The sequence below is a fragment of the Rhizobium sp. PEPV16 genome, from assembly GCF_008919455.1.
Classification (GTDB): domain Bacteria; phylum Pseudomonadota; class Alphaproteobacteria; order Rhizobiales; family Rhizobiaceae; genus Rhizobium; species Rhizobium leguminosarum_Q.
Genome location: NZ_VSZV01000341.1, coordinates 1 through 25,634, shown reverse-complemented (window position 1 = coordinate 25,634; position 25,634 = coordinate 1). Strand labels below are relative to the sequence as shown.

The window sequence follows — 25,634 nt, the reverse complement described above, 5'->3', positions numbered from 1 at the left end:
CCGCGGGAATAAAAAAGCTCTCCGCGGTTCTGCTGGCAAACAGCTTTGACTGATGGTGTGAGATGTCGCGGTTCAAGCCGGCACCTCCCGCCCGCAGCGCGCAGAGCCCTGTTTTGCTGTATCGAGGATATCAATGGCTTGGCGGCTAACCGGCTACAAGAGCCCCTTGGCCTTGAAGTCGGCGGCGAAGGTGGCAAGCGGCATAACGAGGGTGAGTGGTTTCCCTTGCAGCGGTTCGGCGCCATAGCTGGCATACCAATGGGCGGCGCGTTCGCTCTTGGCATCGATGATGAGCAGGATCCCGCCGCCCTCGCTGGCGAGCCGCAGGCAACGGAGCGCTGCAGCAGCGATGAGCTGGCCGCCTAAACCCTTTCCCGCCACCTTTATGTCGGTTGCCAAGCGCGCAAGCTTGAAGCCTGCGACTTCATGGCGTGCGAGGCCTCTCGTCAGCTTTGGAGGCACGGCCTCATGTGTAACGGCCGAAGGCGCGACTGTGTAGAATCCGAGGATGCGATCAGGTTGGGCCTTGTCGATGGCGCAGAAGGTCTTCGCCGCATTCTGCTCATGGCTCTGCCGAGCGAAGCGCCGAATGAACTCGTTCATTGCCCCATCGCCGCAATCGAATGAGGCCCGATCGTGCGACTTAGCGATCGGCTCTTCATGCCAGACGGGGAGGGTCACAGGGCATCCGGTAGAGCAGAGATCGCAGCGCGTAGTTTCGCGTTCGGTTTTGGCGGGTGTTCAAGCAGGTCGAGGATGCGGATGAAATCGCGGCTCGACACGGTCTCAACTTCAGCAGCCTGGATGACGGCTTCGGCTTCAGGTACTATCTTATCGAGAATGAAATCTGCCATATCCTTGTTCGAGAGGGCAGCCGCGCGCGCGATAATTGCCTTCTGCTTTGGCGGGATACGGAGCTGGTAGCGTTCGGTTTTGTTGTCCGCGGTTCTCGGCATAATTATCTCCTTAATCGCAATGTAGCGTACACATAGTATGTGTACAAGAAGTTCCTGAGATGATCGCAGCATTCATGGAATGGTTCAGCGAACACTACTTCGAGGGCCTTCGGCGGGCTTGCGACCTCCTGACCCATTGCCCGTCCATTATCCTTCAAGCGTCCAGTTCGGCTGCTCGGCCTGACGCTTTCATCGCTCAATACGATGAAATCGTCGATGTTCAGCCACAGTTGCTTGATCTTGGATTGTGACGGGTGCTAGCGACGTCATTGAGCGCAGGTGGCTGATATGGACGTGCCCGAGCGCTCCCTGAGGATGAAGCTCGCTGGAACACGACGGGCATTCGGAGCCAGCGCTCGGTCGAAAAATACGCCTTAGTCCTCACCTGCGAATCTGAAGTCGCCTTAAGACCAAGAACAAAATTGAAGATATTTCCGCTGCCGGCTTCGCGCGTGAAGCTGAGATAGGAGCCGAATCGTTCGTATTCGACATCTTGAAGGTTTTGGATGGACGCAAGAGCATCCTCGAAATCACGCCAGCACGCCTGCTTCACGATGATCTCGAAAATCCGCAGGACGGCTGGGGCGAGACGCCCCTGAGCGTCGGTCGTCGGCCCAATGATCTTGGCGCGGAGCTCAAGAATATCGCCCAATTCATCTCCACGAACCTTAACGAAGGTCGAGCTGAGGGGACGCACCTCGTCCCGTTCGTAGATGCGCTGAAAATAACATTCATAGCTGCGATTGCGCATCGATGCGGCTTTCCATTCGCTCATCTCGATGCCGGCTTCTCGAAGAGAACCGCAAAAGTTCGACCCCGAGACGCGCCACATCCGCAGAAATTGACTTGCCAACTCCAACTTCGGGATCTCGATCAGCTGCAGCGATATCGGCGTCGGCGGGAGGGGAGAAGGAGCCGCCGGATCAGGGCGGGCGGCTATGCGAGGTGATCGGGCAGCTTTATTGAGAACTCGATTTTCGAAGGGGCCGACCGGATCTTCGAGGTGATGGATTTCACGGTAAAAAACGACGGTGCCTGCAAGAAGCAAAATTGATATCAAAAGCCCTGGCCAAAGCAGGGACCAGCGGTTCCTCGGCATTGGGAAATTCCCGTGCCAAGGCGGGCTGTCGCGAGGAGGATCGACTGCTGATGGCACTTTATCCACGGCGCGACCTCACAAGCAAATAGGAGCGGCTGCGAGTTCGAACTCAATCAATCTCGATCCTATTTGCCGATCAACCGGTGTCAGTCGGCGCATGGACCAATCAACCCTGCTGACGACTCCCCCTGAGATGAGCAACGGATGCGAAAAAACGGTTCCGTCTGTCCGACTCACCTTCGACACTGCAAGTGTGAAGTCGCGTGCGTGGAGCGTCAAGCAGCTACCCCAGTGGATAGCGCTCGTCCCCTAATATTCCCGTGGCGGCTTTGCAATGTCGGCAGCATCGGCGAGCGTTTCAAAGAACGAACGCAATCTGCGAGCAGACGGCAGCCTTAGACAATACTTTGAAGCAATGGTGTCATGCCGTCATATGACGCGCTTGACGCCAGGCCTCATAACGTTCGAGGGTCTCTCTGTTGGGCGGGTATACGCCCAAGGTCGATTTGCCTGACTCGATTTCCAGCTTGAGAAACTCTTCCTGCTCCTCCATCGCAACAGCTTCTTCGGCAATGTCATCGACATATTCCCGCGGAATAACGATCACCGCTTCGCTGTCGCCAAAGATGATGTCATCGGGATAAACGGCGACGCCGCCGCAGGCGATTGGCTGGTTCATATCTGACGCATGGTGGGCAACCAGGTTCGCCGGCGCTGCCGGTCCCATGCAGTAGGTCGGGAGCCCCAGCTGCGCGATATCGGCCGTATCGCGGACGCCGCCGTCGAGCACGAGGCCGGCGGCGCCACGATAGACGAGACGACGGGCAAGCATGGCGCCAATGCCGGCGACTTCCGCCAATGAACGGCAATCGAAGACGAGAACATGGCCGTCGGGGATCGTATCGATGGCCTTGCGCTGTTGATTGGATGGATCCGAACTGTAAGTCGAACCGTCGATATCCTCCCGTGCGGGAATGTAACGTACGGTGACGGCAGGGCCGATCATCGGCTTGCCGGCGCTGGCCAGCGGCCGCACGCCGCGAACCGCGGTGTTCTTCAGGCCACGCTTCAGCAACAGAGTGCTGAGACTTGCAGAATTCGTCCGCAAAAGCTTTGCGTAAACTGATGGGTCCAAAGCCGTCATGAGATCCTCCACTGTCCGGTGGAAGCTCTACCACAACAAGAAGATAGTTCAATAAAGAATTTTATGTTTCTTATTTGAACAATGGCTGCTTGCCGTTGATCGCCTTGGTCAAGATGGCGGCGCCCTCCACAACCTCGCGCTTGATTGCGCGCGCCCTGTCCGGCGTCGCTTCACCAATAAACGGGACGCTGATCGTCGCGACGAGTCGACCTTCGGAATCGAAGACGGGCGCGGCAAAGGCCCGGAGGCCGAGGTTGGATTCCTGATTGTCCTCGGCGCATCCATTGCGCCGAATTTCAACGAGTGCTTCCTTCAGCGCTTCCGGATCGGTAATCGTGTATGGCGTCTTCGACTCCAGTCCGCCGCTGCAATAGGCCTCGATGTCACCGTAGTCCGAATAGGCAAGGGCGAGCTTGCCGGCGGCGCCGACATGTTTACGCGAGCGGCTGCCGACCTTGATGAAAAGCGAATAATCGCCGGGACTGGAGGCTGCAAATATCGTCATCATCTCGTTGCCTTCGGGGGCGGCCAGCCTGAAGGACTCGAAAATGCGGTCAGCCGCAGCCGTCAGGATCGGCCTTGCCGCCTCGATCACCGTTGCCCTGTCGGCGCCGGGCGAGATGCGCCGCGCAAGCTCGACGAATTTTGGCCCCAACTCGTAGGACGCTCCACCATTCACCCGCGCCACAAGCCCATGCGCGGCCAATGAATTGAGGATCCGATAGACGGTCGAACGCGGAACTCCCAGCTGATCAACCAGCGCGGCCAAGGAAATTCCCGTCTTCGCATCGGCAACGGCCTCAAGCAGGTGGGCGGTCTTTTCGACGACGGGTGATCCATGCTTTGGTTCAATCATGAACTGTAAATTCCATATGAGAATTATAATATTGACTTCGCAGGACTGAGCGAGCATGCTCAGTCGTGCGAGTGTCACATTTGACACTACGCGCTTGGCGGAGGAAGTAAAGCCATTTGCATACCCGCTGAGGCGGTGCGCAACCGGATGGTTTTCACACAGACGGCAGCGCGGCGGACGGGATGCCGCTCGTTTGGATCTGGAGGAGGGATTTCATGAAGAAGATGAAGGGAATTGGCGCGCTGAGTATCGGACTGGCATTTCTGCTGGCTCCGGGCAGCGCAATTCGCGCCGACGCTGCCTCGGATAAGCTGACGGTGGTGGTGACCGACGAACCGAAGTCGCTCGATCCTTGTGACACCGACCTTTCGGGCAACTCTCGCATTCTGCACAACAACATCACGGAAGCGCTCGTCAATCTGAGCCCGGCCGACGGATCGGTCGTCCCGAGCCTTGCCGCGAGCTGGCGGCAAGTGGACGAGCTGACCTGGGAATTCAAGCTCCGCGGCGACGTCACCTTCCACGACGGCAAGGCGTTCGATGCCAATGCAGTCGTTGCCGCTCTCAAGCGGGCGCAGGATCCGGCACTGGCCTGCGAAGTCGGACTTGCGACGTTGAAGGGCGTCAAGTTCAATGCAGAAGCGGTGGACCCGACGACCCTCCTCATCAAAACTGATATCGTCGAGCCGATCCTGCCGAACAAGATGTCCGCCGTGGACATCGGTTCGCCGGCCACCCCGAACGACGGCAAGTCGCGTTCCCCGGCCGGGACCGGACCTTACAAGCTTGCAGCGTGGACGCCCGGGCAATCGGTCGACCTCGTGGCCTATGACGGCTATTGGGGCGACAAACCGGCGATCAAGAACGCAACCATCATCTGGCGCGCCGAATCCGCTGTTCGCGCGGCGATGGTCGCCACTGGGGAAGCGCAGATCGCATATGAAATAGCGCCCCAGGACGGCACCACGGAACAGGATCATGCCTTCCCGAACGCCGAAACCTCGCTGCTGAGGATCGACGCAGAAATTCCGCCGCTCAATGACAAACGCGTGCGTGAAGCCCTTAATCTTGCGATCGACCGGGACGGCCTTGTCGGCACCATCTTCCACCAGGATGCCCAAAAGGCGATGCAGGCGGTGCCGCCGTCCGTCTTCGGCTTCAATCCCGACATCCCCGTCTGGAAGTATGATCCGGAAAAAGCGAAATCCCTGCTCGCCGCGGCGAAAGCCGATGGCGTGCCGGTCGACAAGGAAATCGTCATCTACGGCCGCATCGGCATCTATCCCAATTCGTCGGAAAGCCTGGAAGCCATTCAGGCAATGCTCGCGGATGCCGGCTTCAATGCCCGGCTCGAAATGCTTGAAACGAGCCCGTGGCTGAAGAAGCTGCTGAAGCCTTGGGAGAAGGAACGTCAGCCGTCGATCCTGCAGACGCAGATCGACAACACCGAAGGCGACGCCGTATTCACGCTGCCGAACCGTTTTACCACCGACGGTAACCAGTCGACCATCGCCGATGCCAAGCTCGACACATTGATCGCCGACGCGTCGAAGGCAACCGGCGACGAACGCAAGAAACTGTTCGAGGAGGCATTCAGCTACATCGCCTTGGATGCGGTCAATATCGTGCCGCTGTTCCACATGGTCACGATCGCCCGCGTCGCCGAGAACGTCACCTACACGCCCGATGTGCAGGCCGGCAACGAGATCAAGCTTAAATCGATCAGCTACCGCTGACGGGCGCAGACTAGTTGCCGAACGTCCCTTGAGGAGAGCGGATGTCCTTCACCTACTTCCTGAAACGTGCGGCCTTTGCGGCACTCGCACTTGCCGCATTGATGACATCCGCCTTCTTCCTGGTGCGGTTGACGGGTGATCCCGTCAATCTCTACCTGCCCGTCGATGCCTCGGATGCGGCCCGCGAAGCCATGCGCGTCCGTCTCGGCCTCGATCGCTCCCTCCCGTGGCAATTCCTCGATTGGGCCGGGGACATGCTGAGCCTCGATTTCGGCACGTCGCTTTGGCACAACCGCCCGGCCATGGATGTTGTCCTGGAGGCGTTGCCGAATACGCTCGCGCTCGGTGCCATTGCCTTGACCCTGGCCTTCATCGCTGCCGTCATCATTGGATCGATTGCTGCTGTGAACGCCGGCGGCTGGATCGACCGGGCTATCAACGTGCTGTCGCAGGCAGCGGCCAGCGTGCCGGATTTCTGGCTCGGGCTGATGGGCGTCCTGCTGTTTGCCGTTACGTTGCGCATTCTGCCGACATCGGGTTTCGGCGGTCCGATCTATTGGATCCTGCCGGTTGCCTGTCTTTTTGCCAGGCCATTCGGGACGCTGGTGCAGATCGTCCGCGGCTCGATGATCGAAGCACTGAATGCGTCATTTGTCCGGACTGCGCGGGCCAAGGGCGCGCGCGGCGGCCGGGTTACCTTCGTGCATGCGCTGCGCAATGCCCTCCTGCCCGCGGTGACCGTGACCGGTGACCTCGCCGCCCAGTTCGCCGGCGGCGGTGGCGTCGTCGAGGTTGTTTTCGGGTTTCCCGGCATCGGCAAGCTGCTGATCGACGGCATCCTGAAGCGCGACTTCGCGATCGTCCAGGCATCGATCTTCGCAGTCGCTGTCGTCATTTTCTTCATCAATATCCTGGTCGACATGCTCTATGCGTCGATCGATCCGCGTGTGAGGGTCGAATGACCAGCACGTCCGCCGACTTTCTGCCGGCCCGCGAGCGCCGAAGCCGCCGCATCCTTTGGCTCATGCGCGCGCTCGCAGGCGACCCGATGGCGGTCGCCGCGACAATCTGGCTGCTGATCGTCGTCCTTGCCATTCTTGCAGATGCATCGTCGCTCCTGGGGGAGAACCGCATCTCGCTGAAGGCGCGCAACCTGCCGCCCTTCGACTTCGGCCAGTCCTGGACGCTGTGGCTGGGCGCCGACGCCCTCGGGCGCCCGCTCCTCGTTCGCCTCATTCAGGCGGCATCGACGACGATCGGCATAGCACTCGTGACCGTTCTGACGAGCCTGATCGGCGGAACGCTGCTCGGCGTGATCGCCGGCTACTTCGGTGGCATCATCGGCAACCTGGTCATGCGGATCTGCGACATCATCCTGGGTTTCCCGACGCTGCTGGTAGCGCTCTTCGGGCTCTACCTGTTTGGCCCGAGCGTCGGCAACCTCATCATCGTGCTCGCCGTTACCCGCATGCCTGCCTATATCCGCGTCGCAAGAGCCGAAACTCTGGAAGTCCGGGAGAGGCTTTTCGTTGATGCAGCGCGCGTCTTCGGCGGCGGGCCTGTCTGGATATTGCGCAATCACATTCTCCCGAGCGTCGCTCCCACGATGCTGACACTCGCCTCGGTCAATCTCGCCATGGTCATGCTGTTCGAATCCGGGCTGAGCTATCTCGGTCTCGGCATCCAGCCGCCTGCAGTGAGCTGGGGTCTGATGGTGGCGCAGGGCCAGGGATATCTCTCATCCGCCTGGTGGCTGGGCTTTTTCCCCGGCCTGGCTGTGATGCTCACAACCATGTCCTTCAATCTCCTCGCCAACTGGTTCCGGATCGTCAATGACCCGTCGCAGCACTGGCGTCTTGTCAGCCGGAGGCGCTGATGGCTCTTCTCGAAGTCGAGGACTTGCAGGTCAGTTTCGACACCGCAGCCGGCCGCATCCTCGCGCTCAACGGCGTTTCTTTCTCGCTCGAGCGTGGGGAGGTCCTGGCGCTTCTCGGCGAAAGCGGCTCCGGGAAGTCGGTGACCGCATCGGCCATCATGGATCTCGTTCCCAACCCGCCGGGCGAAATCAATAGAGGATCGATCCGTTTCGACGGTGTCGAGCTGTTGCAGCTCTCGCGGAACGAGCGGCGCGATCTTTGCGGCGATCGGATCGCCCTGATTTTTCAGGATGCGCTCGCAGCGCTCAACCCGGTCTATTCCGTGGGCTGGCAGATTGCCGAGATGTTCCGTATCCACGGCCGCACTCCGGAAGGTGGCGTCGAAAAGGCCGTGATCGACCTTCTGACGGCCATCGGCATTCCTGACCCTGAAAGCCGTGCCAGGCAATATCCTCATGAGTTTTCGGGCGGTATGCGCCAACGCATCATGATCGCCATGGCCGTGGCGTTGGAACCGGATGTCATCATTGCAGACGAGCCGACGACAGCGCTCGACGTCACGATCCAGGCGCAGGTGGTCGATCTTCTGGAGACGATCCGCAAACGCAGCGATGCCGGCATGATCTTCATCACCCATGATCTCGGCGTCGTCGCCGAACTCGCCGATCGGGTCGCCGTCATGTATGCCGGCCGCGTTGTCGAGACCGCAAGCGTCTTCGAACTGTTCGAAGATGCCCGCCATCCCTACAGCGTCGGATTGCTTGCCTCGCAGCCGCGCATGGACACAGATGAAGACGAATTGGTGCCGATCACCGGCTCAGCCCCCAATCCTGTCGCCCTGCCCTCCGGCTGCGCATTCAGAACCCGCTGTCCACGCGCCGAAGGGCTCTGTGCCGAGGTCGTCCCCCATCTCGAAATCGTAGGGCCGGGCCGCCAGGCCGCCTGCCACTTCCCGGTATCACCAGTATGATCGAACCTCTGCTCAAGGTCCAAAACCTTTCCCGACACTTCGGCAGCGCCTCGGCGCCGGTGCGTGCCGTCGACGATGTCAGCTTCGAGATTGCCAAGGGAGAGACGCTCGGCCTCGTCGGCGAAAGCGGTTGCGGCAAAACCTCGCTGGTTCGGACGCTCTTGAAGCTTGGGCCGGCGACAAGCGGCAGCGCTTTGCTTGACGGCGTGGACATTACGACAGCCGGCGGCCGGCGGCTGCATGAACTGCGCCGCAAGATGCAGGTCGTTTTCCAGGATCCTTACCAGTCGCTCAATCCCCGCATGCGGGTCGACCGGCTGATTTCCGAACCCTGGGCATTGCACCCGGGGGTCGTACCCAAGAGCAGCTGGCGTGAAGAGACGGTCAAGCTGCTCGAATCCGTCGGGCTGCGCGCCGAGCATGCGGACCGTTATCCCTCGGAATTTTCAGGCGGCCAGCGGCAGCGCCTTGGCATTGCCCGCGCTCTCGCGCTCAATCCGACACTTCTTGTCTGCGACGAGCCTGTCTCGGCCCTTGACGTCTCGGTCCAGGCGCAAGTGATCAACCTGCTCGCCGGACTGAGGCGCGAGCGCAATCTGGCGATGCTGTTCGTCGCGCATGATCTCGCCGTCGTGCGGCATGTCTCCGACCGTGTCATGGTCATGTATCTCGGCAAGATCATCGAAACGGGGCCGAAGCAATCGATCTTCAGCGCAGCGGCTCATCCCTACACGCAGGCCCTCATGTCGGCGGTCCCGACACCGGATCCGAGGCGTCGCGCGCAGCGCAAGCGCATCGTCCTGCAGGGAGATCTGCCGAGCCCCGCAAATCCGCCCAGCGGATGCCGTTTTCGAACGCGTTGCTGGAAAGCAACGTCGATCTGCGCAGAACAGGAGCCTGCCCTGACCGCGCGAACGGCGGCCTCTGGTCTTCTGACTGCCTGTCATCACGCCGATCCGGAAATCGCCGAGACGGCGCGTGAATCGGACGCCGCACGAGTTCCCTCGCTTTGATGGGACCTGAACCAACGGCGATTCATGAACTCAGGTCTTCAAATGCCAATCTACTCGAACGGGGCAACAGGCGCATTCCAGATCATTCGAGATCGCCCGGGCCAGACGACGTCAGAAATCCGGTTTTCGCGCGACTGTGCGCGATCGCTCGGGTTGAGTGGCATAGTCTCGCGGCTCGCGATCAGCTCAGCGGCATCGCAATTGGCCGCATCGGTGATCCCGTAGCGCCGCGCAACTTGATGCAGGCTCCGAAAAACGCGAACTCGTAGAGCTTTTCGGCGGCCAACTCTTCAAGATAGGCCATCTCAAGTATGGGCACGCCTGCTTCCGCCAGCAGATAGGTATGGACGGGGAAGAAGTTGAGCTCGTGCGCCGACGGTGTCTGCTCCAGCGTCAGGTTGTCGGAGCCGATCATGATCGCGCCGTGCTTGGCGATATATTCCGCGCCCTCGCGGTTGAGCCCGGGCGTATTCTTGGTGAAAGCCATATCCGGCCAAAGCAGCATTTGGCCGGTGCGCAGCAGCACCACGTCGCCGGGCAGGATCTTCAGCCCTTGCCTCTTCAGGGAGTCCTCGATGTCGGCCTTGCCGATCGGATGGCTCGGCGGCAGCGTATCGACGCCGTACATCGCCGCGATATCGAGGAGAATGCCGCGCGCAAAGATCGGCGGATATTTTTCCGGGCCGCAAATATCCCAGGCGCGGCTGCCGAGGTGATCCCGCGCCGTGAAACCATTGAAGATTTCGCCATTGTAGCCAAAGTGGTTGAACGTATCGAGATGCGTGCCGCAATGGGTGTACATCGAGATACTGTCGCCGGAATAGGCGACGAGCTCGTTCTGTTGGCGCGTCACGCCCATGGTGTTGGCGACGATCTCGCCCTGCGGCGTGTGGGTCATCCAGATCTGGTAGGGCTGGTCGCCGGCGCCGAACCAGCCCGGCATGCCGACGAAATGGTCGACCGAGAGGTCGAAGACCTTCGAGGCATCGGTGCGGCCGATGATCGCCGAACGCGACTTGCCATCGATCAGGTTCAGCATGCCGATCTCATCGTCGCTGCCATAGGGGCTCTTCGTCACCTTATGGAATTCGGCATTGTAAGCGATGATCTTGCTCTTGGTCGCTTCGTCGACATAACACGCCATGCACATTGCAACTCTCCTTGTTCATGTTCGCAGCCGCCGGAGCGACTGCCTTCAAATTGTCTCGCCGCGAATGACCGGTTCGGCGACGAGCGCCACCGACAGCAGCCGCTCGTCGCCGCGCGCCAGCCCCGACAGCAGGAAGCCGACCGGCATGCCGGCGTCACCTGCCCCGCAAGGGATCGACACCCCGCACCAGTCCAGAAAATTGCCGAGCAGCGTGTTGCGCAGTGTCTTGCCGTTGGTCGCCACGAAAAGCTGGTCATCGGTCGTCAGCGGCTCGAGCAGCGGTGCCACATGCGCGACCGTCGGGAAGGCAATTAGCCGGTCGCCGACCAACCGGTCCACCGCTTCGATCAGCCGCGTGCGGGCGGAGAGTATGTCGAGGTAGTGCGAAAGGGTGATCTCCGCACCGAAGCGAGTGCGCGAGACCACACGCGGGTCGATCAGTCCGGCATCCGGCCCGGTGATCCGCGCCTTATGCAGCCAGTAGGCCTCTGCCGTCACCAGGGCTCCGTGGCTGGCCATCAGCTGCAGAATTTCCGCGAAGGCCGGGATCTCCAGCCGCGTGAACATGACGCCTGCGGCGGACAAACGCTCAACCGCCGCTTCGAAGGCCACAACGACACCCGGCTCGGCATCGTCGAAGACGACGTTGGTGGGGATGACGACCTCCAGCCCGGCGAGCGGACGGCGACTGGCCGTCGGCGCCATGGCTCCGCGCATCGCGGCATCGATCCAGACGGCATCCTGCACCGAGCGGCAGAGCGGTCCGAGCGAATCGAGGCTGCCGGAAAGCGGAAATACGCCCACCATCGGATAGCGCCCACGCGTCGCCTTGTAGCCGACGATGCCGTTCAGCGCCGCCGGGATCCGGACCGAACCGCCGGTGTCGGAGCCGATCGAGACCGGCACGAGACCTGATGCCACCGCCACGCCCGAACCGGAGGATGACCCGCCCGGAATGCGGGCGACATCGGTGCTGCGAGGGTTTTTCGGCGTGCCGAAATGCGGATTGATGCCAAGGCCGGAAAAGGCGAACTCGCTCATATTGACCCGGCCCGTCGCCACCATACCCGCCGAAGCCAGCGCGGAGACGACGGCGGCGTCGACTGCGGCCGGTGCCTGATCACGTAGAAGCAGCCTGGACCCCGCCGCTGTGATGCCGCCGGCAACATCGAAGAGATCCTTCCAGGCAACCGGAATGCCTTCGAGCAAGCCAAGCGAACGACCGTCTTTCAGCCGCTTCGACGAGGCATGCGCTTCCGCCATTGCCCGCTCCCGCGTCAGCGAGATGAAGATCGCTTTGTCGTCATGGTCGTCGATCGCCCCGAAGACCTGCTCCGCCACCGCAACAGGATTGACGCTGCCACCCTGGATGAGGGTGGAGAGCTGGGCGATCGAGAGGGAGCCGTAAGAAAGGGTCATTCTGTCGTTCCAGTTCTGCTCACGCCGCCACGAACTGCATCCAGCGGCGCACCAAATAATTGTGTTCGTCCATGGTCGTGTTCCAAACGGCGATCGAGTTGGCGCGCTGCCAGTAGGAGCCGCCGCTGCGCACCGCACCCGTCTTGACGCGGAGGAGGCCGTCGGGGCCTGGCAGGTCGGTCGCGGCCGGCAGGCCTTCGTACCAATAGTCCCATTCGGCCGGCGTCATGTGCGGCCGCGAGCGTGTCGGCGTCGACATGTAATAACCCTGCCGGGCCACCACCGCGCCGGGCCAGCCGGAGATCCACCAGTTGAGATAATCGTAGGCCGCGTCGAGCACCCGGCCGGAGAGCCGTTTCGACAGGCAGAGCCCGCCATGCCAGGCGCGGTACCCCTCGGCGGGATTGGCGAGTTCGACGGGAAAGCCGCGCAGGTTCAGCTTGCTGATCCCGAGCGACCACATCGACTGGATCTGCGTGTCGCTCTTCGTCATCAGGTTCGCCGCGTCCTCGGCCGAACGCCAGAAGCCACGGAAAAAGCCGGCCTTCTTGCGCTCTTCCAGAATGCACAGCAACCGATCGATTTCCTCAACGCTCATGTTGCCGAGATTGTTAAAGGTCATCAGCCCGGCCGACTGCGCCGCAAGTGCGGCGTCGAAGATGCCGATCGCCGGCTCGTTGACGAGGGCTGCGCGCCCGTGCCAACGCGGGTCGAGCAATGCCGCCCAGGAGGTCATCTGGTTGGAATTGGCCGCATCGGTGCGGTAGGCGAAGCTGTCGAAATTATGCGTCGTCGGCAGCATCGAGATGCGTTGCGAGGGCGTTTCGGCAAGCGCCAGGTTCGGTTGCACGAATAGCTTGGTCACCGGCGCATCGCCCTGCCCGATCCGCGCATTCGGTCCAATGCGGCCCGTTTTCGTCAGATCGGTGATCTCGTCCCAAAGCGTGATCCGCTCGATGTCGATCGGCTGGACGGCGCGCCAGTACCAGACGATATCGAGGTTGTGGAAGCACTGGTCGTAGATGTCGTAGGTCATCGGCTCCAGCGCCGCCTTGTGCTGGGCGGTCATGAAGTCCTGATTGTTGAATTCTATATCCATGCCGAGATCGCGCTCGGCACCGAGCCGAAGTTCTTCGAGAAGCGATATCGCCGTGCCGAGGATGCGCAACTTGATCCGGCCCTCTGTATGCAGGGCGGGCGTCGGAAAGCTTTTCGGCGTCGGCATTTTTCTCATGGCTGCAGTTCCTCGATCCGCCGCGGTGCGACTTTTGCCACGCCGAGCCCGTTGAAGGCGTCAAACGATCGCTCGATCGCCGCGGGGGCGATGCCGTCGACGATGAAGACGATGCGGGAACACCGGTCTCCGCCGGGCCAGGATTGCATGTGGACGGGCGTATGGACCAGATGCTGCACGCCGTGGATCGCGACCGGAAAGTCCTCGCCCTCGATGTTGAGAATACCCTTGACCCGAAGGATACGGTCGCCGTGCCGATTGAGCAGCATGGTCAGCCAGATCCCGAAGGCTGTCCAGTCGACCGTGCCTTCGCTCATCAGCACGAAGGACCGGATGCCACCGGAATGGTCGCTGGCAAGAACCGGCCCCGGGTCATCGCAATAAAAGCCGCCCGGCGACTGCATCACCTCGGCGCGGCCGGTTGTCATGTCCTCCATCAGACTGACGACATCGTCCGACGAAAGGACAATCGGCGCATCCGGATTGATCTGCCGGATCATCGCCGTAACCCGCGCGACCTGACCGGTCTCGGCAATATCGGCCTTGGTCAGCACCAAAAGGTCGGCCACCGCCACCTGCCGCATCGGTTCGCGATAGGCGGCAAGCTGCATCCCCGCATTGACGGTATCGACGGTGGCAATCACGCCCGAGGACCGGAAATGATGCCGCAGAACCGGATCGGCCTTCAACGTCGAAAGAACGGGAAAAGGATCGGCAAGCCCGGTGCTCTCGATGACGATCCGGTCGAAGGGCGGGACGATGCCGCGCTCGCGCTTCGAATGCAGGTCGCGGATCGCATCGGCCAGTTCGCCCCGCACCGTGCAGCAAAGGCAACCGGACTGTAAAAGCACCATGTTTTCGTCGATGCGCTCGAGCAGGTGATGGTCGAGGCCGACCTCGCCGAATTCGTTGATCAGCACAGCGGCGTTCGAGAGCGCCGGATCGGTCAAGAGCCGGCGCAGCAGCGTCGTCTTGCCGGACCCGAGAAAACCGGTCAGCAACGTGACGGGCGTGAAGGCCGGAAACGCATCAGCCATGGCGGTTCGCCTCCAGCCGGTCGAGAAGCGGCTCGGCCAGCGGATCGAGCGGCCGGCCGGCAAGCCGCTCGGCCGCCGGCCAAAGATGTCCGAGATCTTCGATGATCTCGGTCTTTCCGGTCCGGGTCGACAGCAGGAAGGAGGATCCCTGCCAGTCGGAGATGGAGAGACCGAAGGCGTCGAGAATGCAGTTGGCGATCGCAACACGGCGGGCGCGCTCGCGCCGGCGGTCGATCCGCTCGGCGGAGCGGGTATAGACCCCGGGCCGCGCGACCGCGTCGGCCCAGTGCTCGTTGCCACCCAAAATGCCGCAGAGCGAACACATCGCTTTTGCCTCTTACTTCTTGCGCGGGAAGCGTTTGGCAAAGTCGTCGGCGATCTCGTTCATCGTCACGAACTTGACGCCGGGATGCTTGATCATGTGGGCGTAGAGACGCTCCAGCATCATCAGCACCTGCGGCCGGCCGGCGACATCAGGGTGGATCGTGATCGGGAAGACGGCGTAATCCATTTCGCGATAGACCCAGTCGAACTGGTCGCGCCACATCTGCTCGATGTCGTGCGGATTGACGAAGCCGTGGCTGTTGGGGGCTTTCTTGATGAACATCATCGGCGGCAGGTCGTCGAGATACCAGGATGCCGGGATCTCGATCAGGTCGGTCTCGTGACCGCGCTTCAGCGGCACCATCCAGTCCGACGGCTTCTTCGAATAGTCGATCTTGGTCCAGCTGTCGCCGACGCGGACATAATACGGCGTGAAGTCGTTGTGCATGAGCGAATGGTCGTACTTGATGCCACGCTCGAGCAGGAGTTCGTTGGTGACATTGGAGAATTCCCACCAGGGCGCCACATAGCCGGTCGGCCGCTTGCTGGAAAGCTTGGTGACGAGATCGATGCACTTGTCGAGCACCTCCGTCTCCTGCTCGCGCGTCATGGCGATCGGGTTTTCATGGGTGTAGCCATGGATGCCGATCTCGTGGCCGGCATCGGCGACGGCCTGCATCTGCTCCGGGAACGTCTCGATCGAGTGGCCGGGGATGAACCAGGTGGTCTTGATGCCGAAGCGCTCGAACAGCTTCAACAGCCGCGGGCTGCCGACTTCGCCGGAAAACAGGCCGCGCGAGATATCGTCAGGCGAATCTTCGCCGCCATACGAGCCGAGCCAGCCGGCAACGGCGTCCACGTCGATGCCGAAGCTGCAGAAGATTTCTTTTGCCATTGCGGGGTCTCCTTGTGATGTTCTCGTTGATCCGGCTTTGATCGGCCGGCTTTTCAATGGGCGGGAATGACGGTGGCGTTTTCGGGCTTGAAGGCGAGCGCAACCAGCGCATCGACTGGAAACGCGCCGGGCGGATACTTGTCGACATGGGCTTCGAGCGCCAGCATGCGTCCGTCCAGCAGGGCGACCGAAAGATGCGAGATATGCCCGACGACGTCGAAGCGGCGGATCCTGGCGTCGATGACATTGCCGCTGGAGGCCTCAGCGATCGCGTCGCGGCCGCCCCCGTCGAGCGCATGCACCTCGACTGCTTCGGCAGGGATCACGACGCTCACCGCATCTCCGTCTGCGACCGCGCCATTGGCATCGCCGGCGAGAAGGCCAAGCGGCGTGTCGACCATGACATGTCCCTTTTCGTGGCCCTTGACCGCACCCTTGAAGATCGTGTTGCGGCCGATGAACTGCGCGACGAAAGGCGTGTTCGGACGCGTATAGAGCTGATGCGGCGGGCTGATCTGTTCGATCCGGCCTTGGTTCATCACGACGATCCGGTCGGAAAGCGCCAGCGCCTCGGACTGGGCGTGGGTCACGAAAACGAACGTCACGCCGAGCTCGCGTTGCAGCAGTTTCAATTCGCTCTGGATCGTCTTGCGTAGGTTGGCGTCCAGGGCGCCGAGCGGCTCGTCGAGCAACAGGATATCTGGCTCGACCACGAGGCCGCGCGCAAGCGCGATACGCTGTCGCTGGCCGCCGGAAAGCTTGTCGCAGCGCTTGTCGGCGACGTCCTCGAGACTGAGCTTTTCGAGAATGCGATCGACCTTTGCATTGCGCTGGGCCTTTTCCATGCGCTTCACGTCGAGGCCGTAACCGATATTGTTGCGCACCGTCATGTGCGGGAAGAGCGCATAATTCTGGAAGATCATCGAGGTCGGCCGCTGCGCCGGGCCGATATCGTTGATCCGCTCGCCCCTGACCATCAGATTGCCGGAGGAGATGCTTTCGAAGCCGGCGATCATCCGCAGCGTCGTCGTCTTGCCGCAGCCGGACGGGCCGAGGAACGCGATGAACTCGCCCTTGTCGACGGTGAGGTTGAAATCGATCACGGCCGGCGTTCCGTTGTCGTAGACCTTGCCGATCTGGTAGAGCTCGAGGTCATGTATCATGTCGGTCATTCCGGGTTGCGGGTTAAAGGACAGGCGACCGGAGCCGCCTGCCAGGTGGCGCCCTCACCGCATCTCGCGTGGGATGCCCGGGCGCTGGGGGTAACGCATCAGGCGCTGAGGAATTCGTCCCACTTCTGGATGAGGTGGTCGTATTCGTCCGGCCACTGGTGCCAGTAAGCGACGTTTGCCGCGCGGGTCTCGAGCGAACCGCCGTCGCGCAGATCGCCCTCCTTGATGCCGCGCTCAGCCGCACCAACCCACGGCTTGCCTTCGTACCAGAAGGCATATTTCTCCGGCGCCATCTTCTCCTTGATGTTGGTGGTCGGCGAATAATAGCCCTGCTCGGACACCGTGATGCCTGGTTCGCCCGACAGCCAGTAATCCGCATAGGCGACGACGGCCTCCTTGTTCGGCGTGCCCTTCAGCATGGTGTTGCCGATCGACCAGGCGCGATAGCCTTCCTTCGGGATGGCGTATTTGCAGGGCTTTCCTTGCGCCTTGACGGCCATGACCGCCGGCTGCCAGGCGTCGCAGACGACGATTTCGCCGGATGCCAGGAAGTTGACGAGTTCGCCGAAATCGCCCCAGAGCGCACGGAACTGGCCTTCCTTCTTTTTCGAGATCAGGAACTTCGCGGCTTCGTCGATTTCCGCGGCGGTCGGATTGCCGGGGTTCTTGACATTGGAGAGGCCAAGCGTGTTCATCGCCATGACCGCCTGGCCGAAGGCCGTCAGCGGGTCGGTGTTGAGGCCGGACTTGCCCTTGTACTTGCTGTCGAAGATCGCCGTCCAGCTGTTGGCTTCCTCGTCGGAGAGCACCTCCGGATTATAACCGACCGAATCGAAGTTGAAGACCGAAGGCACCATCCAGAGCGCCGTCTGCGTCTCGTCCGTCCAGATCTGACCGACGATCTGCGCCTTGGGGTCGAACTTCGGATCAGGCTTGGTGAAGATCTCGCGGATATTCGACCAGCTCTTCAGGCCCGCGGTCTCGATCGGGTCGGCATTGTCGGTCATGACGACGGAGGGAAGGCGCTCGCCGATCGTTTCCCAGACGTCATAGTCCTTCGAACCGGAGAGGATCCGGGTCTGCGCGTCCGGGAAGGTCGCCGCGGTGCCTGATGTCGTGCCGACGCCGCTTGCCGCCTTGAAGTCAGCCAGGATGCGTTCCTGCACGGTGACCGAAAGGCCGATCGTGCGCAACTGCTCGCCGGCGAGGCTGGCGGCCTGCGCATAGGCTACCCGCGAAGAGAGGAAGTGCGTGCCGCCGCCGATGGCAAGCGCCATCGCGCCTGCGGATCGCTTCAGCAGTGAACGTCGATTCATGTCCATCGAAATTGTCATTGTCGTTCTCCGGTTTTTTGTTCCCCGGGATGGCCTTCATGACCACCCATCGTTCTCGTCCAGCCTCGGCGTCAGTACGGGATCGGTCCTGACGCGCCCGCCGTCAGTATCGGCCCACGAGGAGCCCTCCATCCACGACCAGCGTCTGGCCGGTCATGTATCTTGCGCTGTTTGACGCCAGGAAGACGATCACGTCGGCAATGTCCTCCGGTTCGCCGAGCCGCCCCATCGGGATGAAGGCGCTTGCCGCTTCCGCGCCCTTCGGTCCGAGCGAGTTCTCTTCCGATAGAAGCTGTGCGGTGCGGATGTAGCCGGGCGCCATGCCGTTGACGCGGATGCCGTCGCGGGCGAGTTCGACAGCCAGGCCGCGCACGAGGCCGACGACACCGGCCTTGGCGGCGGAGTAATGCACGTGCTCGTCCCAACCGTAGGCAACACCCATGATCGAGGAAAGAGCCACCACCGCGCCTGATTTGCGTGCCCTCATCCCCGGTACGGCGGCACGGACCACGCGGAAGATGCCCTTGAGATCGATGTCGAAGGTCAGCTCCCACCGGTCGTCGTCGAGCACATCGAGCGGTGCCTTGTGGGCGATGCCGGCATTGGCGATAATCACGTCGAGACGGCCGTAACGTTTCTCCACGTCGGCGACCAGGGCATCGACGGCCGACGTCGAGCGGACGTCGAGTTCGATGAATTCGGCCGAACCGCCCGCATCCTCGATCTCCGCCACGGCGGCGCGCCCCTCGACCTTCAGGACATCCGTGACGATCACGTGGTCGCCGAGCGCAGCGAATGCCTTGGCAGTCGCCTTGCCGATACCGATGCCGGCGCCGGTGATCAGTACGATGCGGGGTGTCGAAGAGATCGTGGTCATTCTGTTTTCCTGACTAGAGCATGACGTCGCCGGAGTTCGGGCCAAGCGTCTGGCCGACGAACAGGCTGGCGGCGGGCGATGCGAGAAACGAAACGGTGGCGGCAACCTCTTCCGGCTCGCCGAAACGGCCGAGCGGCAGCTCGGCGGCCTTGCGGACGCGCCATTCCTGCGAGAGTTCGCGCACCAGTGGCGTGTTGATCGGCCCGGGAGCGACGGCATTGACGCGCACGCCGCGGTTCGAGACCTCGCGGGCTAGCGATTTCGTCATGCCGATGATCGCCGCCTTGGCGCCGGCATAATGGACGAGTTCGATGCCGCCGATCTGGCCGAGCTGTGAGGCGACGTTGATGATGACGCCATCGCCGGCGGCGAGCATCGATGGCAAAGCCAGCTTGGTCATCAGAAAGGTGCCGCGCACATGGATCGCGAACATCCGGTCGAAGTCCGCGACCTCGAGGTTCTCGAACAGTGCCTGGTGGACGATGCCGGCACAGTTGACGAGCAACCGGGGATGGCCGAAGGCCGAAACTGCGACGTCGTAGACGTTCGCCGTATCCGTCTCGGAAGAGACGTCGCCGGCAACCGCAACGGCCTTCCCGCCGGCAACCGCGATCTCGTCGGCTACCGCCTGTGCACGGTCGAGATGGAGATCATTGACGAGCACGGCATAGCCGTCCTGCGACAGCCGGGCTGCGATAGCGCGGCCGATGCCGGATCCTGCACCCGTGACGATGGCTGAAGGTATCGGCATCACGCCTCCTCCTGGATCGCGACTCGCTTGGCGCGGCGTATGGAAAGCATCATCAGGACGGCGTAGACGCCGAGCAGCGCGAAGGAGAAAATCGTCGTCAGCACCCCAAAGGCGAAGACGTTTGGATGCACCTCCACCGAGAAGGTGCCGTAAATGGCGAGCGGCAGCGTCAGGTCGCGGCCGGACGCAAACAGCGTGCGCGAGAATTCGTCATAGGACAGCGTGAAGGCAAAGAGCATGGCCGAGAGCACGCCCGGAAAGATCAGCGGGAACGTCACCTTGCGGAAAGTGCGCGCCGGCGACACGCCGAGCGACCACGACGCCTCCTCGACGCTCTGGTCGAAGCGGTTGAGGATCGCCAGCATGACGAGAAAGGCGAACGGGTAGGTGTAGACCACGTGCAGCACGAAGGCCGTTCCCCACCAGTGCCGGTCGATGCCGAGCGCGTTGGCGACCAGCGCCATGCCGAGGCCGACCAGAACGCCGGGGACCATCATGCCGAGGACGATCAGGTAGAAGACGACGCCCGAGCCGGGAAACCGGCGACGGAAGGCCTGTGCCGAGGTGACGCCGAGCACGGTGGAGACGATCATCGTCATCACCGAGAGCGCCAGCGAGCGGACCAGGGCTTCGTTGATCGGCAGCGGCGCGATGCGCGACGGCGGCGTCAGGCCGAAGAGATGCTTGTACCAGTAGGTCGACCATTCGATGATCGGGAACTGCGGTCCGCCTTCCGGCCCTGTCTGGAAAGACAGAATGGCGAGCACCACCATCGGTGCGTAAAGAAAGATCAGGAAGAGCGCGGTGTAGACGCCGAGTGAAAGCTTGATGCCGCCTGCCTGCATGTCAGAGCTCCTTCCTGAGATCGACGACGCGCAGGAGTGCTGCGACCACAATGCCCATGAGCACGGTGAGCACGACGCCGACGACGGCGGCGAAGGCCCATTTCAGCGATCCGACCTGGGTGACGATGATATTGCCGAGGAGGTTCACCTTGCGGCCGGAAAGGGCGGCGGCAGTCGCGAACTCACCAAGCACCATGACGGAGACGAAGATCGCGCCGACCACCACGCCCGGCATGGTGAGCGGCAGGATGATGGTGCGGAAGATGCGCCAGAAGCCCGCACCGAGATCCTGCGCCGCTTCGATGACGCTCTGGTCGATGCGGCCCATCATGAAGGCGATCGGCCCGACCATGAAGACGCAATAGATCTGCGTCATGCCGATGATGACCGAGAGTTCGGAGAACAGCAGCACCTCGATCGGCCGGTTGATGATGCCGAGGCCCTGCAGAATGAGATTGATCGCCCCCTCCTTGCCCAGCATCGGCCGCCAGGCGAGCACGCGGATCAGGAACGAGGTCCAGAAAGGGATGACGCAGAGGACGAGAAGCGCCGTCTGGATCGTCTTGTTCTTGACGAAGAGGCCGACATAGAGGGCTGCCGGATAGCCGACGACCAGCGTCGAGACAAGCACGATCAACCAGATCCTGACCGTCGTCCAAAGAGCGCTGAGATAGGTGTCCGTAGTGAAGAAGGTGACCCAGCTCTTGATGGTAAGATCAGGCGTGATCTTGAAGGTCGTCTGCGTCCAGAAGGACACGTAGATCATCATCAGGATGGGCGTTACCAGGAAAAGCAGCATCCAGATGACGCCCGGCGCCAACAGCCAGAGCGTCTTGCCGGATGCCTTCCTGACCGGTTCCACGGTGGTCTCGGTCTCGGCTGTTGTGGCACTTATCGACATCAATCAGTCTCCCGTCCCGCGGCTGCGCGGTAAGAGTGTCAGGCGTAAACGAGGGCATCCCGGCGCTTCCAGACGAGCGCGTAGCGCGACTGCGGCGCACAGGCAGGCGGCATGCTCTGGCTCAGATGAGATTCCACTTCGAAGACGCGGCCGTCATCGAGCGAGAAGAAGGAGTTGATCGCGGCGCCCGAATATTCGTCGGCGACGAAGGTCGCCTCGAGCTTCACCTCGTCATCGGCAACAGGCGCTTCGGCCGGGCGGATCGCAACACGGTCGTAGCGGATCGCGTAGCCGGTGCGGTCGTCGCGGAACTGCATTTGGTCGCCGAGCGGGAAAGCACCATAGGGGCCGAGGAAGCTCTCCCCGGCGAGCCGGCCTTCGAAAAGATTGTAGCAGTTGAGAAAACCCGCCACCGACAGCGACTTCGGCCGGTTGTAGATCGTATCGGCGTCTGCCGCCTGCGCGATCCGGCCGCTGTCGAGCACCAGCACCATGTCGCCCATGGCAAGCGCCTCGCTCTCGCTGCCGGTGACGTGCAGGAAGGTGACGCCGCAGCGCTCGCGGATCAGCCTGAGCTCGCTGCGCATGCGGGCACGAAGATTTGCGTCGAGTGCGCCAAGCGGCTCGTCGAGCAGAACCAGCGACGGTTCTGTCACCAGCGTGCGGGCCAGCGCCACGCGCTGCCGCTGACCGCCGGAGATCTGCGCGACGCCGCGATCCTCGAGGCCAGATAGGCCGACAAGCGCAATCATGTCCTTGACCCTAGCCTGCACGATAGCAGGATCGGTCACCGGATTTTCGACGCGGTTTTCCAGCCCGAAGGCAATGTTCCTGGAGACTGAAAGATGCGGAAAGAGGGCAAAATTCTGGAAGACGAAGCCGATGTCGCGCCGGTGCGGCGGCACCGTCTCGATACGCTGGCCTTTGAAAACAACGGTGCCGAGATCCGGCTGCTCGAAACCGGCGATGACGCGCAGCAGCGTCGTCTTTCCCGATCCGCTCGGCCCCAGAAGCGAAACATAGCTGTCGTTCGGCAGCGACAGGTCGATGCCGTCGAGCGCGTTCAGCGTACCGTAGGCCTTGGTGACACCTGCGAGCTTGAGAACCGAAGACAAGAGCCTCTCCATCTTGCGTCAGCACGCTTGCCGCCGCATCCCTGCGACATGGCAGCCGGAACCGTTCGCGCGCAGTCAGGCACGCGGCGGAAATCGATCGGCAGTCTGACGTTTTTGTCGTTCACCCCAGGAGTGCTTCTAGCGGCATTCCTATGCTGAATTGATGACATAAATGGTTTTTGTATTCAATAGGCTTTTTTTGGAAACCGTCGAGATTTTGTGCATGGCAACGCGAAGTCATAAAATGATCGCATCGATAGATGGCAAAACTCGAAAAGGAGAGATGAAAGCTCCGGCTCACTATGCGCATTTTTTCGGCGAATACTCGGCAAAACTCGCATACTTCTGCATCAAATGCGCTCTCCATGCGCAGCTCTCCGCACCGCCAGACCCTTTCGACGGGGAAACGGCCCAGCGGGACAAAAAAGTGCAACCCGCTCCCCTTCTCGCCGAAAATGCAATTTCGGTATGCAAAAGACATTTATTTTGACATAGTCCGAAACTGCGAAATACACTAAAGAGAATTTCGATTTTGTTGCCATCCGTGGTTGGATGGAGGATGCCCCGCCCAATGATACGCAATCTCCCAGCACAGACGGCCCAGCGTCGGTACGAGATTGCCGAGCACATCCTGCGCGACAACATCGTCGGCGGGCGGCTGCCGCTGGGTCTGGTCCTGCTGGAGGGGCCGATCGCCGATATTCTCCAAACGTCGCGCGCGCCGGTGCAGCGCGCCCTGCTTCGTCTGGAGGCCGATGGCCTCGTCCACCGCTTCCAGGGACGTGGCTTTCTTGTCGGCCCTCAGGATGCAGGTCTGACGCCGAACCGCACAGATATCAAGTCCTTTGGCCTCGTCATCGCCCAGCATGCCGACGAGGCGTTGCAGAGCCGTTCGTCCTGGGCGCGCATCTACAACACGGTCGAGCGCGACGTGGCCGGCTGTGTCGTCTTTGGCCAGTACCGCATCATCGAGATCGAACTCGCCAATCATTTTAAGGTCAGCCGCACGGTGGTGCGCGACGTCCTCAGCCGGTTGCAGGAACGCGGCCTCGTCCGGAAGAACCAGAGTTCCCACTGGATCGCTGGCCCGTTGACGGCCCAGACGATCAAGGATCACTTCACGCTTCGACGCATGCTGGAGCCCGCGGCGCTCAAGGCCGGCGCTGCCGCCGTCGATCGCGAACGCCTGACCGAACTCTTCACACGCTTGGCCGGTCTTGAAGCTTCGCAGCCGGTCGACCACCTCGAAAAGCTCGAGGAACTCCAGGAGCAGATGATCGACATCTGCGTGCTGACGACGGCAAACGAGAAGACGCGGGAACTGATCCGCAACAACCTTTTGCCCGTCAACGCCGCCGAACGGCTGCTGCGTCATCTCGGCCTGCCCGATGATCCGACCGCGATTACCGAGATGCGGCTGATCGTCGAGCTTTTGATGCGCGGCGCCGTCGATGCGGCTGCCGCCATGCTGGAGACCCATCTCGATGCCTCGATGAAGCGCATGATCGCCCAGATGAAGATCGTCGCCATCATTCCCGGCCCGAGCGTGACCGCCGATTACCTGACGCACGTCGAGTGATCGACAGGCCATCGTCGTCACCTTACGACAGGCTCTGGCGGAGGCGGTCGAGCAGCGCTGCGCGATCGGCCCTCGCCTTCAGCGCCTCATCCATCGTCACCTCGACGAACCGCGCCGGTGTATGCGGCTGTAACTGGCCAATGAGGTCCATGTCCGCCGAGATTACCGTGCCGACCATGAAATAGCCGCCGCCGGAGACAGCGTCGCGATGAAGGATGATCGGCTCCGTTCCGCCCGGCACCTGAATCGAGCCGTAGGGGTAGCAGCTGTCGACGATGTTCGACGGATCGGAACCGGCGCCGAAGGGCTGCTTGCGGTCCAGGAAGTCGAGCTTGCGCCCGCCGCGGAAGCGGTAGCCCATGCGGTCGGCCTCAGGCGCCACCTTCCACTCGTCGGCGAAGAAGCTCGCCTTGGCGGCATCCGTCAGCCGGTCCCAGTAGAGCCCCGGCAGCACGCGCAGCTCTGCCGGCGTTCCGGGTCTGCGCCGCAGCTCTTCGGCGACGCTTTTTCCTTCCTCGGCAAGGCCGGCCTTTCCGACCGGCAGTGCGTCGCCGGCTGCCAGCGCCCTGCCCTTGTAGCCGCCGAGCGCGCCGATCGGATAGGTGGAGCGGCTGCCGAGCGCTTCCGGCACGTCGATGCCGCCCGCGACCGCGATCAGGATGCGCGCGCCGGATTTCAGGAAGTCGAAGCTCAACACCTGGCCGGCCTTGACCTTGAAAGCCGTCCAGCCGGGCTGCCCCACGCCGTCGACCTTGGCCGGCATGTCGGCACCGGTGACGGCCACCAGGGCATCCTCGGCGAATTCGAGCTTCGGTCCCATGAAGACCGCCTCGAGACCCGCCGCTTCTTCGTCGTTGCCGACGAGCAGATTGGCGGCACGCATGGCGTAGCGGTCCATGGCGCCGCCGATCGGGATGCCGAGGTGGAAATAGCCCGGACGGCCGAGATCCTGGACGCTGGTCGATAGTCCCGGGTGCACCACCTTAATGGCCATGGAGAACGCCCTCCAGCGCGGCGTTGTAACCGTGGATATCCTTGCTGAATTCGCGAAGATCGAACCGGACCTCGCGGATCGGCGGGCTGAAGAGCCTCTTGTCGACCTCTTCGACTGCCGTGTCGTAACCGTCGCGATCGACTGGCTTGAACTTGACGATATCACCAGGACGGAAGAACACCATGAAATCGCGCAGATAACTCGTTTGCTGCGTCGGGTCGAAGATCGGCATCGGCGTGACGCCGAACATCTGGTAGCCGCCGGCGCCGCGCACCGAATAGATGCAGCCGAAGCAGCCGCCATGGCCGACCGTCAGTTTGGGCGTATCGGTGCGTGGCCTCAGATATTTTGGCACT

The 25,634-nt window shown here is 61.9% G+C and carries 27 protein-coding genes; 7 read left to right on the top strand and 20 right to left on the bottom strand.

The genetic code is table 11. The features are described from left to right. Positions 1–153: 153 nt before the first annotated feature. From FY112_RS26455 to FY112_RS26435, 5 genes are all read right to left on the bottom strand, one after another. Positions 154–681: a GNAT family N-acetyltransferase gene (locus FY112_RS26455; RefSeq protein WP_025396848.1), complete on the bottom strand. Its 528-nt coding sequence runs from the start codon at positions 679–681 to the stop codon at positions 154–156. Further along, positions 678–956: a DUF1778 domain-containing protein gene (locus FY112_RS26450; RefSeq protein WP_025396849.1), complete on the bottom strand. Its 279-nt coding sequence runs from the start codon at positions 954–956 to the stop codon at positions 678–680. Before FY112_RS26450 ends, FY112_RS26455 begins: the two co-directional genes overlap by 4 nt. A gap of 220 nt (positions 957–1,176) precedes the next feature. Beyond that, complete coding sequence (locus FY112_RS26445; protein ID WP_151519645.1) at positions 1,177–2,055, bottom strand: DUF6030 family protein; 879 nt, start codon at positions 2,053–2,055, stop codon at positions 1,177–1,179. Between the two features lie 421 nt (positions 2,056–2,476). Continuing rightward, positions 2,477–3,199: a ribonuclease activity regulator RraA gene (locus FY112_RS26440; protein WP_131663455.1), complete on the bottom strand. Its 723-nt coding sequence runs from the start codon at positions 3,197–3,199 to the stop codon at positions 2,477–2,479. Positions 3,200–3,269: 70 nt separating this feature from the next. Then, on the bottom strand, positions 3,270–4,055 hold the full coding sequence (locus tag FY112_RS26435; RefSeq protein WP_132611559.1) for an IclR family transcriptional regulator: 786 nt from the start codon (positions 4,053–4,055) through the stop codon (positions 3,270–3,272). 215 nt (positions 4,056–4,270) lie between these two features. Between FY112_RS26435 and FY112_RS26430 the strand changes: the two genes are divergently transcribed. The 5 genes from FY112_RS26430 to FY112_RS26410 are packed head-to-tail and all read left to right on the top strand — an operon-like array spanning position 4,271 to position 9,651. Beyond that, positions 4,271–5,791: an ABC transporter substrate-binding protein gene (locus tag FY112_RS26430; RefSeq protein WP_151519644.1), complete on the top strand. Its 1,521-nt coding sequence runs from the start codon at positions 4,271–4,273 to the stop codon at positions 5,789–5,791. 41 nt (positions 5,792–5,832) lie between these two features. Further along, complete coding sequence (locus FY112_RS26425) at positions 5,833–6,753, top strand: ABC transporter permease (RefSeq protein WP_151519643.1); 921 nt, start codon at positions 5,833–5,835, stop codon at positions 6,751–6,753. Continuing rightward, positions 6,750–7,667: an ABC transporter permease gene (locus tag FY112_RS26420; RefSeq protein WP_094088069.1), complete on the top strand. Its 918-nt coding sequence runs from the start codon at positions 6,750–6,752 to the stop codon at positions 7,665–7,667. Before FY112_RS26425 ends, FY112_RS26420 begins: the two co-directional genes overlap by 4 nt. Next, positions 7,667–8,638 carry an ABC transporter ATP-binding protein gene (locus FY112_RS26415; protein ID WP_151519642.1) on the top strand — a complete coding sequence of 324 codons (972 nt, stop codon included), beginning with the start codon at positions 7,667–7,669 and terminating at the stop codon, positions 8,636–8,638. Before FY112_RS26420 ends, FY112_RS26415 begins: the two co-directional genes overlap by 1 nt. Next, positions 8,635–9,651: an oligopeptide/dipeptide ABC transporter ATP-binding protein gene (locus FY112_RS26410; RefSeq protein WP_151519641.1), complete on the top strand. Its 1,017-nt coding sequence runs from the start codon at positions 8,635–8,637 to the stop codon at positions 9,649–9,651. Before FY112_RS26415 ends, FY112_RS26410 begins: the two co-directional genes overlap by 4 nt. Positions 9,652–9,832: 181 nt before the next feature. Here FY112_RS26410 and FY112_RS26405 read toward each other — a convergent pair whose 3' ends face one another. The 13 genes from FY112_RS26405 to FY112_RS26345 form a co-directional block, all read right to left on the bottom strand. Further along, complete coding sequence (locus FY112_RS26405) at positions 9,833–10,801, bottom strand: cyclase family protein (protein ID WP_026158171.1); 969 nt, start codon at positions 10,799–10,801, stop codon at positions 9,833–9,835. A 45-nt stretch (positions 10,802–10,846) separates the two neighbouring features. Then, entirely contained in the window at positions 10,847–12,220 is a 1,374-nt protein-coding gene (locus tag FY112_RS26400) for an amidase (RefSeq protein WP_151519640.1), read from the bottom strand. Between the two features lie 19 nt (positions 12,221–12,239). Continuing rightward, the gene (locus tag FY112_RS26395) at positions 12,240–13,454 is read right to left on the bottom strand and encodes an extracellular solute-binding protein (protein WP_151519639.1); all 1,215 of its coding nucleotides are present in this window, start codon (positions 13,452–13,454) and stop codon (positions 12,240–12,242) included. Beyond that, a complete protein-coding gene (locus tag FY112_RS26390) occupies positions 13,451–14,491 on the bottom strand; it encodes a GTP-binding protein (RefSeq protein ID WP_151519638.1) in 1,041 nt (346 codons plus the stop codon). Before FY112_RS26390 ends, FY112_RS26395 begins: the two co-directional genes overlap by 4 nt. Next, the gene (locus FY112_RS26385; RefSeq protein ID WP_029875725.1) at positions 14,484–14,816 is read right to left on the bottom strand and encodes a hypothetical protein; all 333 of its coding nucleotides are present in this window, start codon (positions 14,814–14,816) and stop codon (positions 14,484–14,486) included. The genes FY112_RS26390 and FY112_RS26385 overlap by 8 nt, the downstream gene beginning before the upstream one ends. 12 nt (positions 14,817–14,828) lie before the next feature. Continuing rightward, positions 14,829–15,710, bottom strand: a complete 882-nt coding sequence (locus FY112_RS26380; protein ID WP_151519637.1) for a polysaccharide deacetylase — start codon at positions 15,708–15,710, stop codon at positions 14,829–14,831. Between the two features lie 53 nt (positions 15,711–15,763). Then, complete coding sequence (locus FY112_RS26375; RefSeq protein ID WP_151519636.1) at positions 15,764–16,873, bottom strand: ABC transporter ATP-binding protein; 1,110 nt, start codon at positions 16,871–16,873, stop codon at positions 15,764–15,766. A gap of 107 nt (positions 16,874–16,980) precedes the next feature. After that, the gene (locus FY112_RS26370) at positions 16,981–18,216 is read right to left on the bottom strand and encodes an extracellular solute-binding protein (RefSeq protein WP_151519635.1); all 1,236 of its coding nucleotides are present in this window, start codon (positions 18,214–18,216) and stop codon (positions 16,981–16,983) included. 103 nt (positions 18,217–18,319) lie between these two features. Next, positions 18,320–19,093, bottom strand: coding sequence for an SDR family NAD(P)-dependent oxidoreductase (locus FY112_RS26365; RefSeq protein WP_011648935.1), 774 nt, complete (start codon positions 19,091–19,093; stop codon positions 18,320–18,322). A gap of 13 nt (positions 19,094–19,106) precedes the next feature. Next, positions 19,107–19,844 carry an SDR family oxidoreductase gene (locus FY112_RS26360; RefSeq protein ID WP_028742524.1) on the bottom strand — a complete coding sequence of 246 codons (738 nt, stop codon included), beginning with the start codon at positions 19,842–19,844 and terminating at the stop codon, positions 19,107–19,109. Further along, positions 19,844–20,689 carry an ABC transporter permease gene (locus tag FY112_RS26355; protein WP_131641097.1) on the bottom strand — a complete coding sequence of 282 codons (846 nt, stop codon included), beginning with the start codon at positions 20,687–20,689 and terminating at the stop codon, positions 19,844–19,846. Before FY112_RS26355 ends, FY112_RS26360 begins: the two co-directional genes overlap by 1 nt. A gap of 1 nt (position 20,690) precedes the next feature. Then, positions 20,691–21,590 carry an ABC transporter permease gene (locus FY112_RS26350; RefSeq protein ID WP_151519634.1) on the bottom strand — a complete coding sequence of 300 codons (900 nt, stop codon included), beginning with the start codon at positions 21,588–21,590 and terminating at the stop codon, positions 20,691–20,693. Between the two features lie 38 nt (positions 21,591–21,628). Beyond that, positions 21,629–22,717, bottom strand: coding sequence for an ABC transporter ATP-binding protein (locus FY112_RS26345; RefSeq protein ID WP_017957436.1), 1,089 nt, complete (start codon positions 22,715–22,717; stop codon positions 21,629–21,631). 160 nt (positions 22,718–22,877) lie between these two features. Between FY112_RS26345 and FY112_RS26340 the strand changes: the two genes are divergently transcribed. Both FY112_RS26340 and FY112_RS26335 read left to right on the top strand, forming a co-directional pair. After that, positions 22,878–23,195, top strand: coding sequence for a hypothetical protein (locus tag FY112_RS26340; protein ID WP_017957435.1), 318 nt, complete (start codon positions 22,878–22,880; stop codon positions 23,193–23,195). Positions 23,196–23,264: 69 nt separating this feature from the next. Beyond that, the gene (locus FY112_RS26335; protein ID WP_151519633.1) at positions 23,265–24,284 is read left to right on the top strand and encodes a GntR family transcriptional regulator; all 1,020 of its coding nucleotides are present in this window, start codon (positions 23,265–23,267) and stop codon (positions 24,282–24,284) included. A 22-nt stretch (positions 24,285–24,306) separates the two neighbouring features. Here FY112_RS26335 and FY112_RS26330 read toward each other — a convergent pair whose 3' ends face one another. Then, positions 24,307–25,278 (bottom strand): biotin-dependent carboxyltransferase family protein, encoded by a 972-nt coding sequence (locus FY112_RS26330; protein WP_017957433.1) that lies wholly within the window; start codon positions 25,276–25,278, stop codon positions 24,307–24,309. After that, positions 25,268–25,634 (bottom strand): carboxyltransferase domain-containing protein (locus FY112_RS26325; RefSeq protein WP_151519632.1); only part of this gene is annotated, 367 nt, incomplete at its 5' end. The genes FY112_RS26330 and FY112_RS26325, both read right to left, overlap by 11 nt.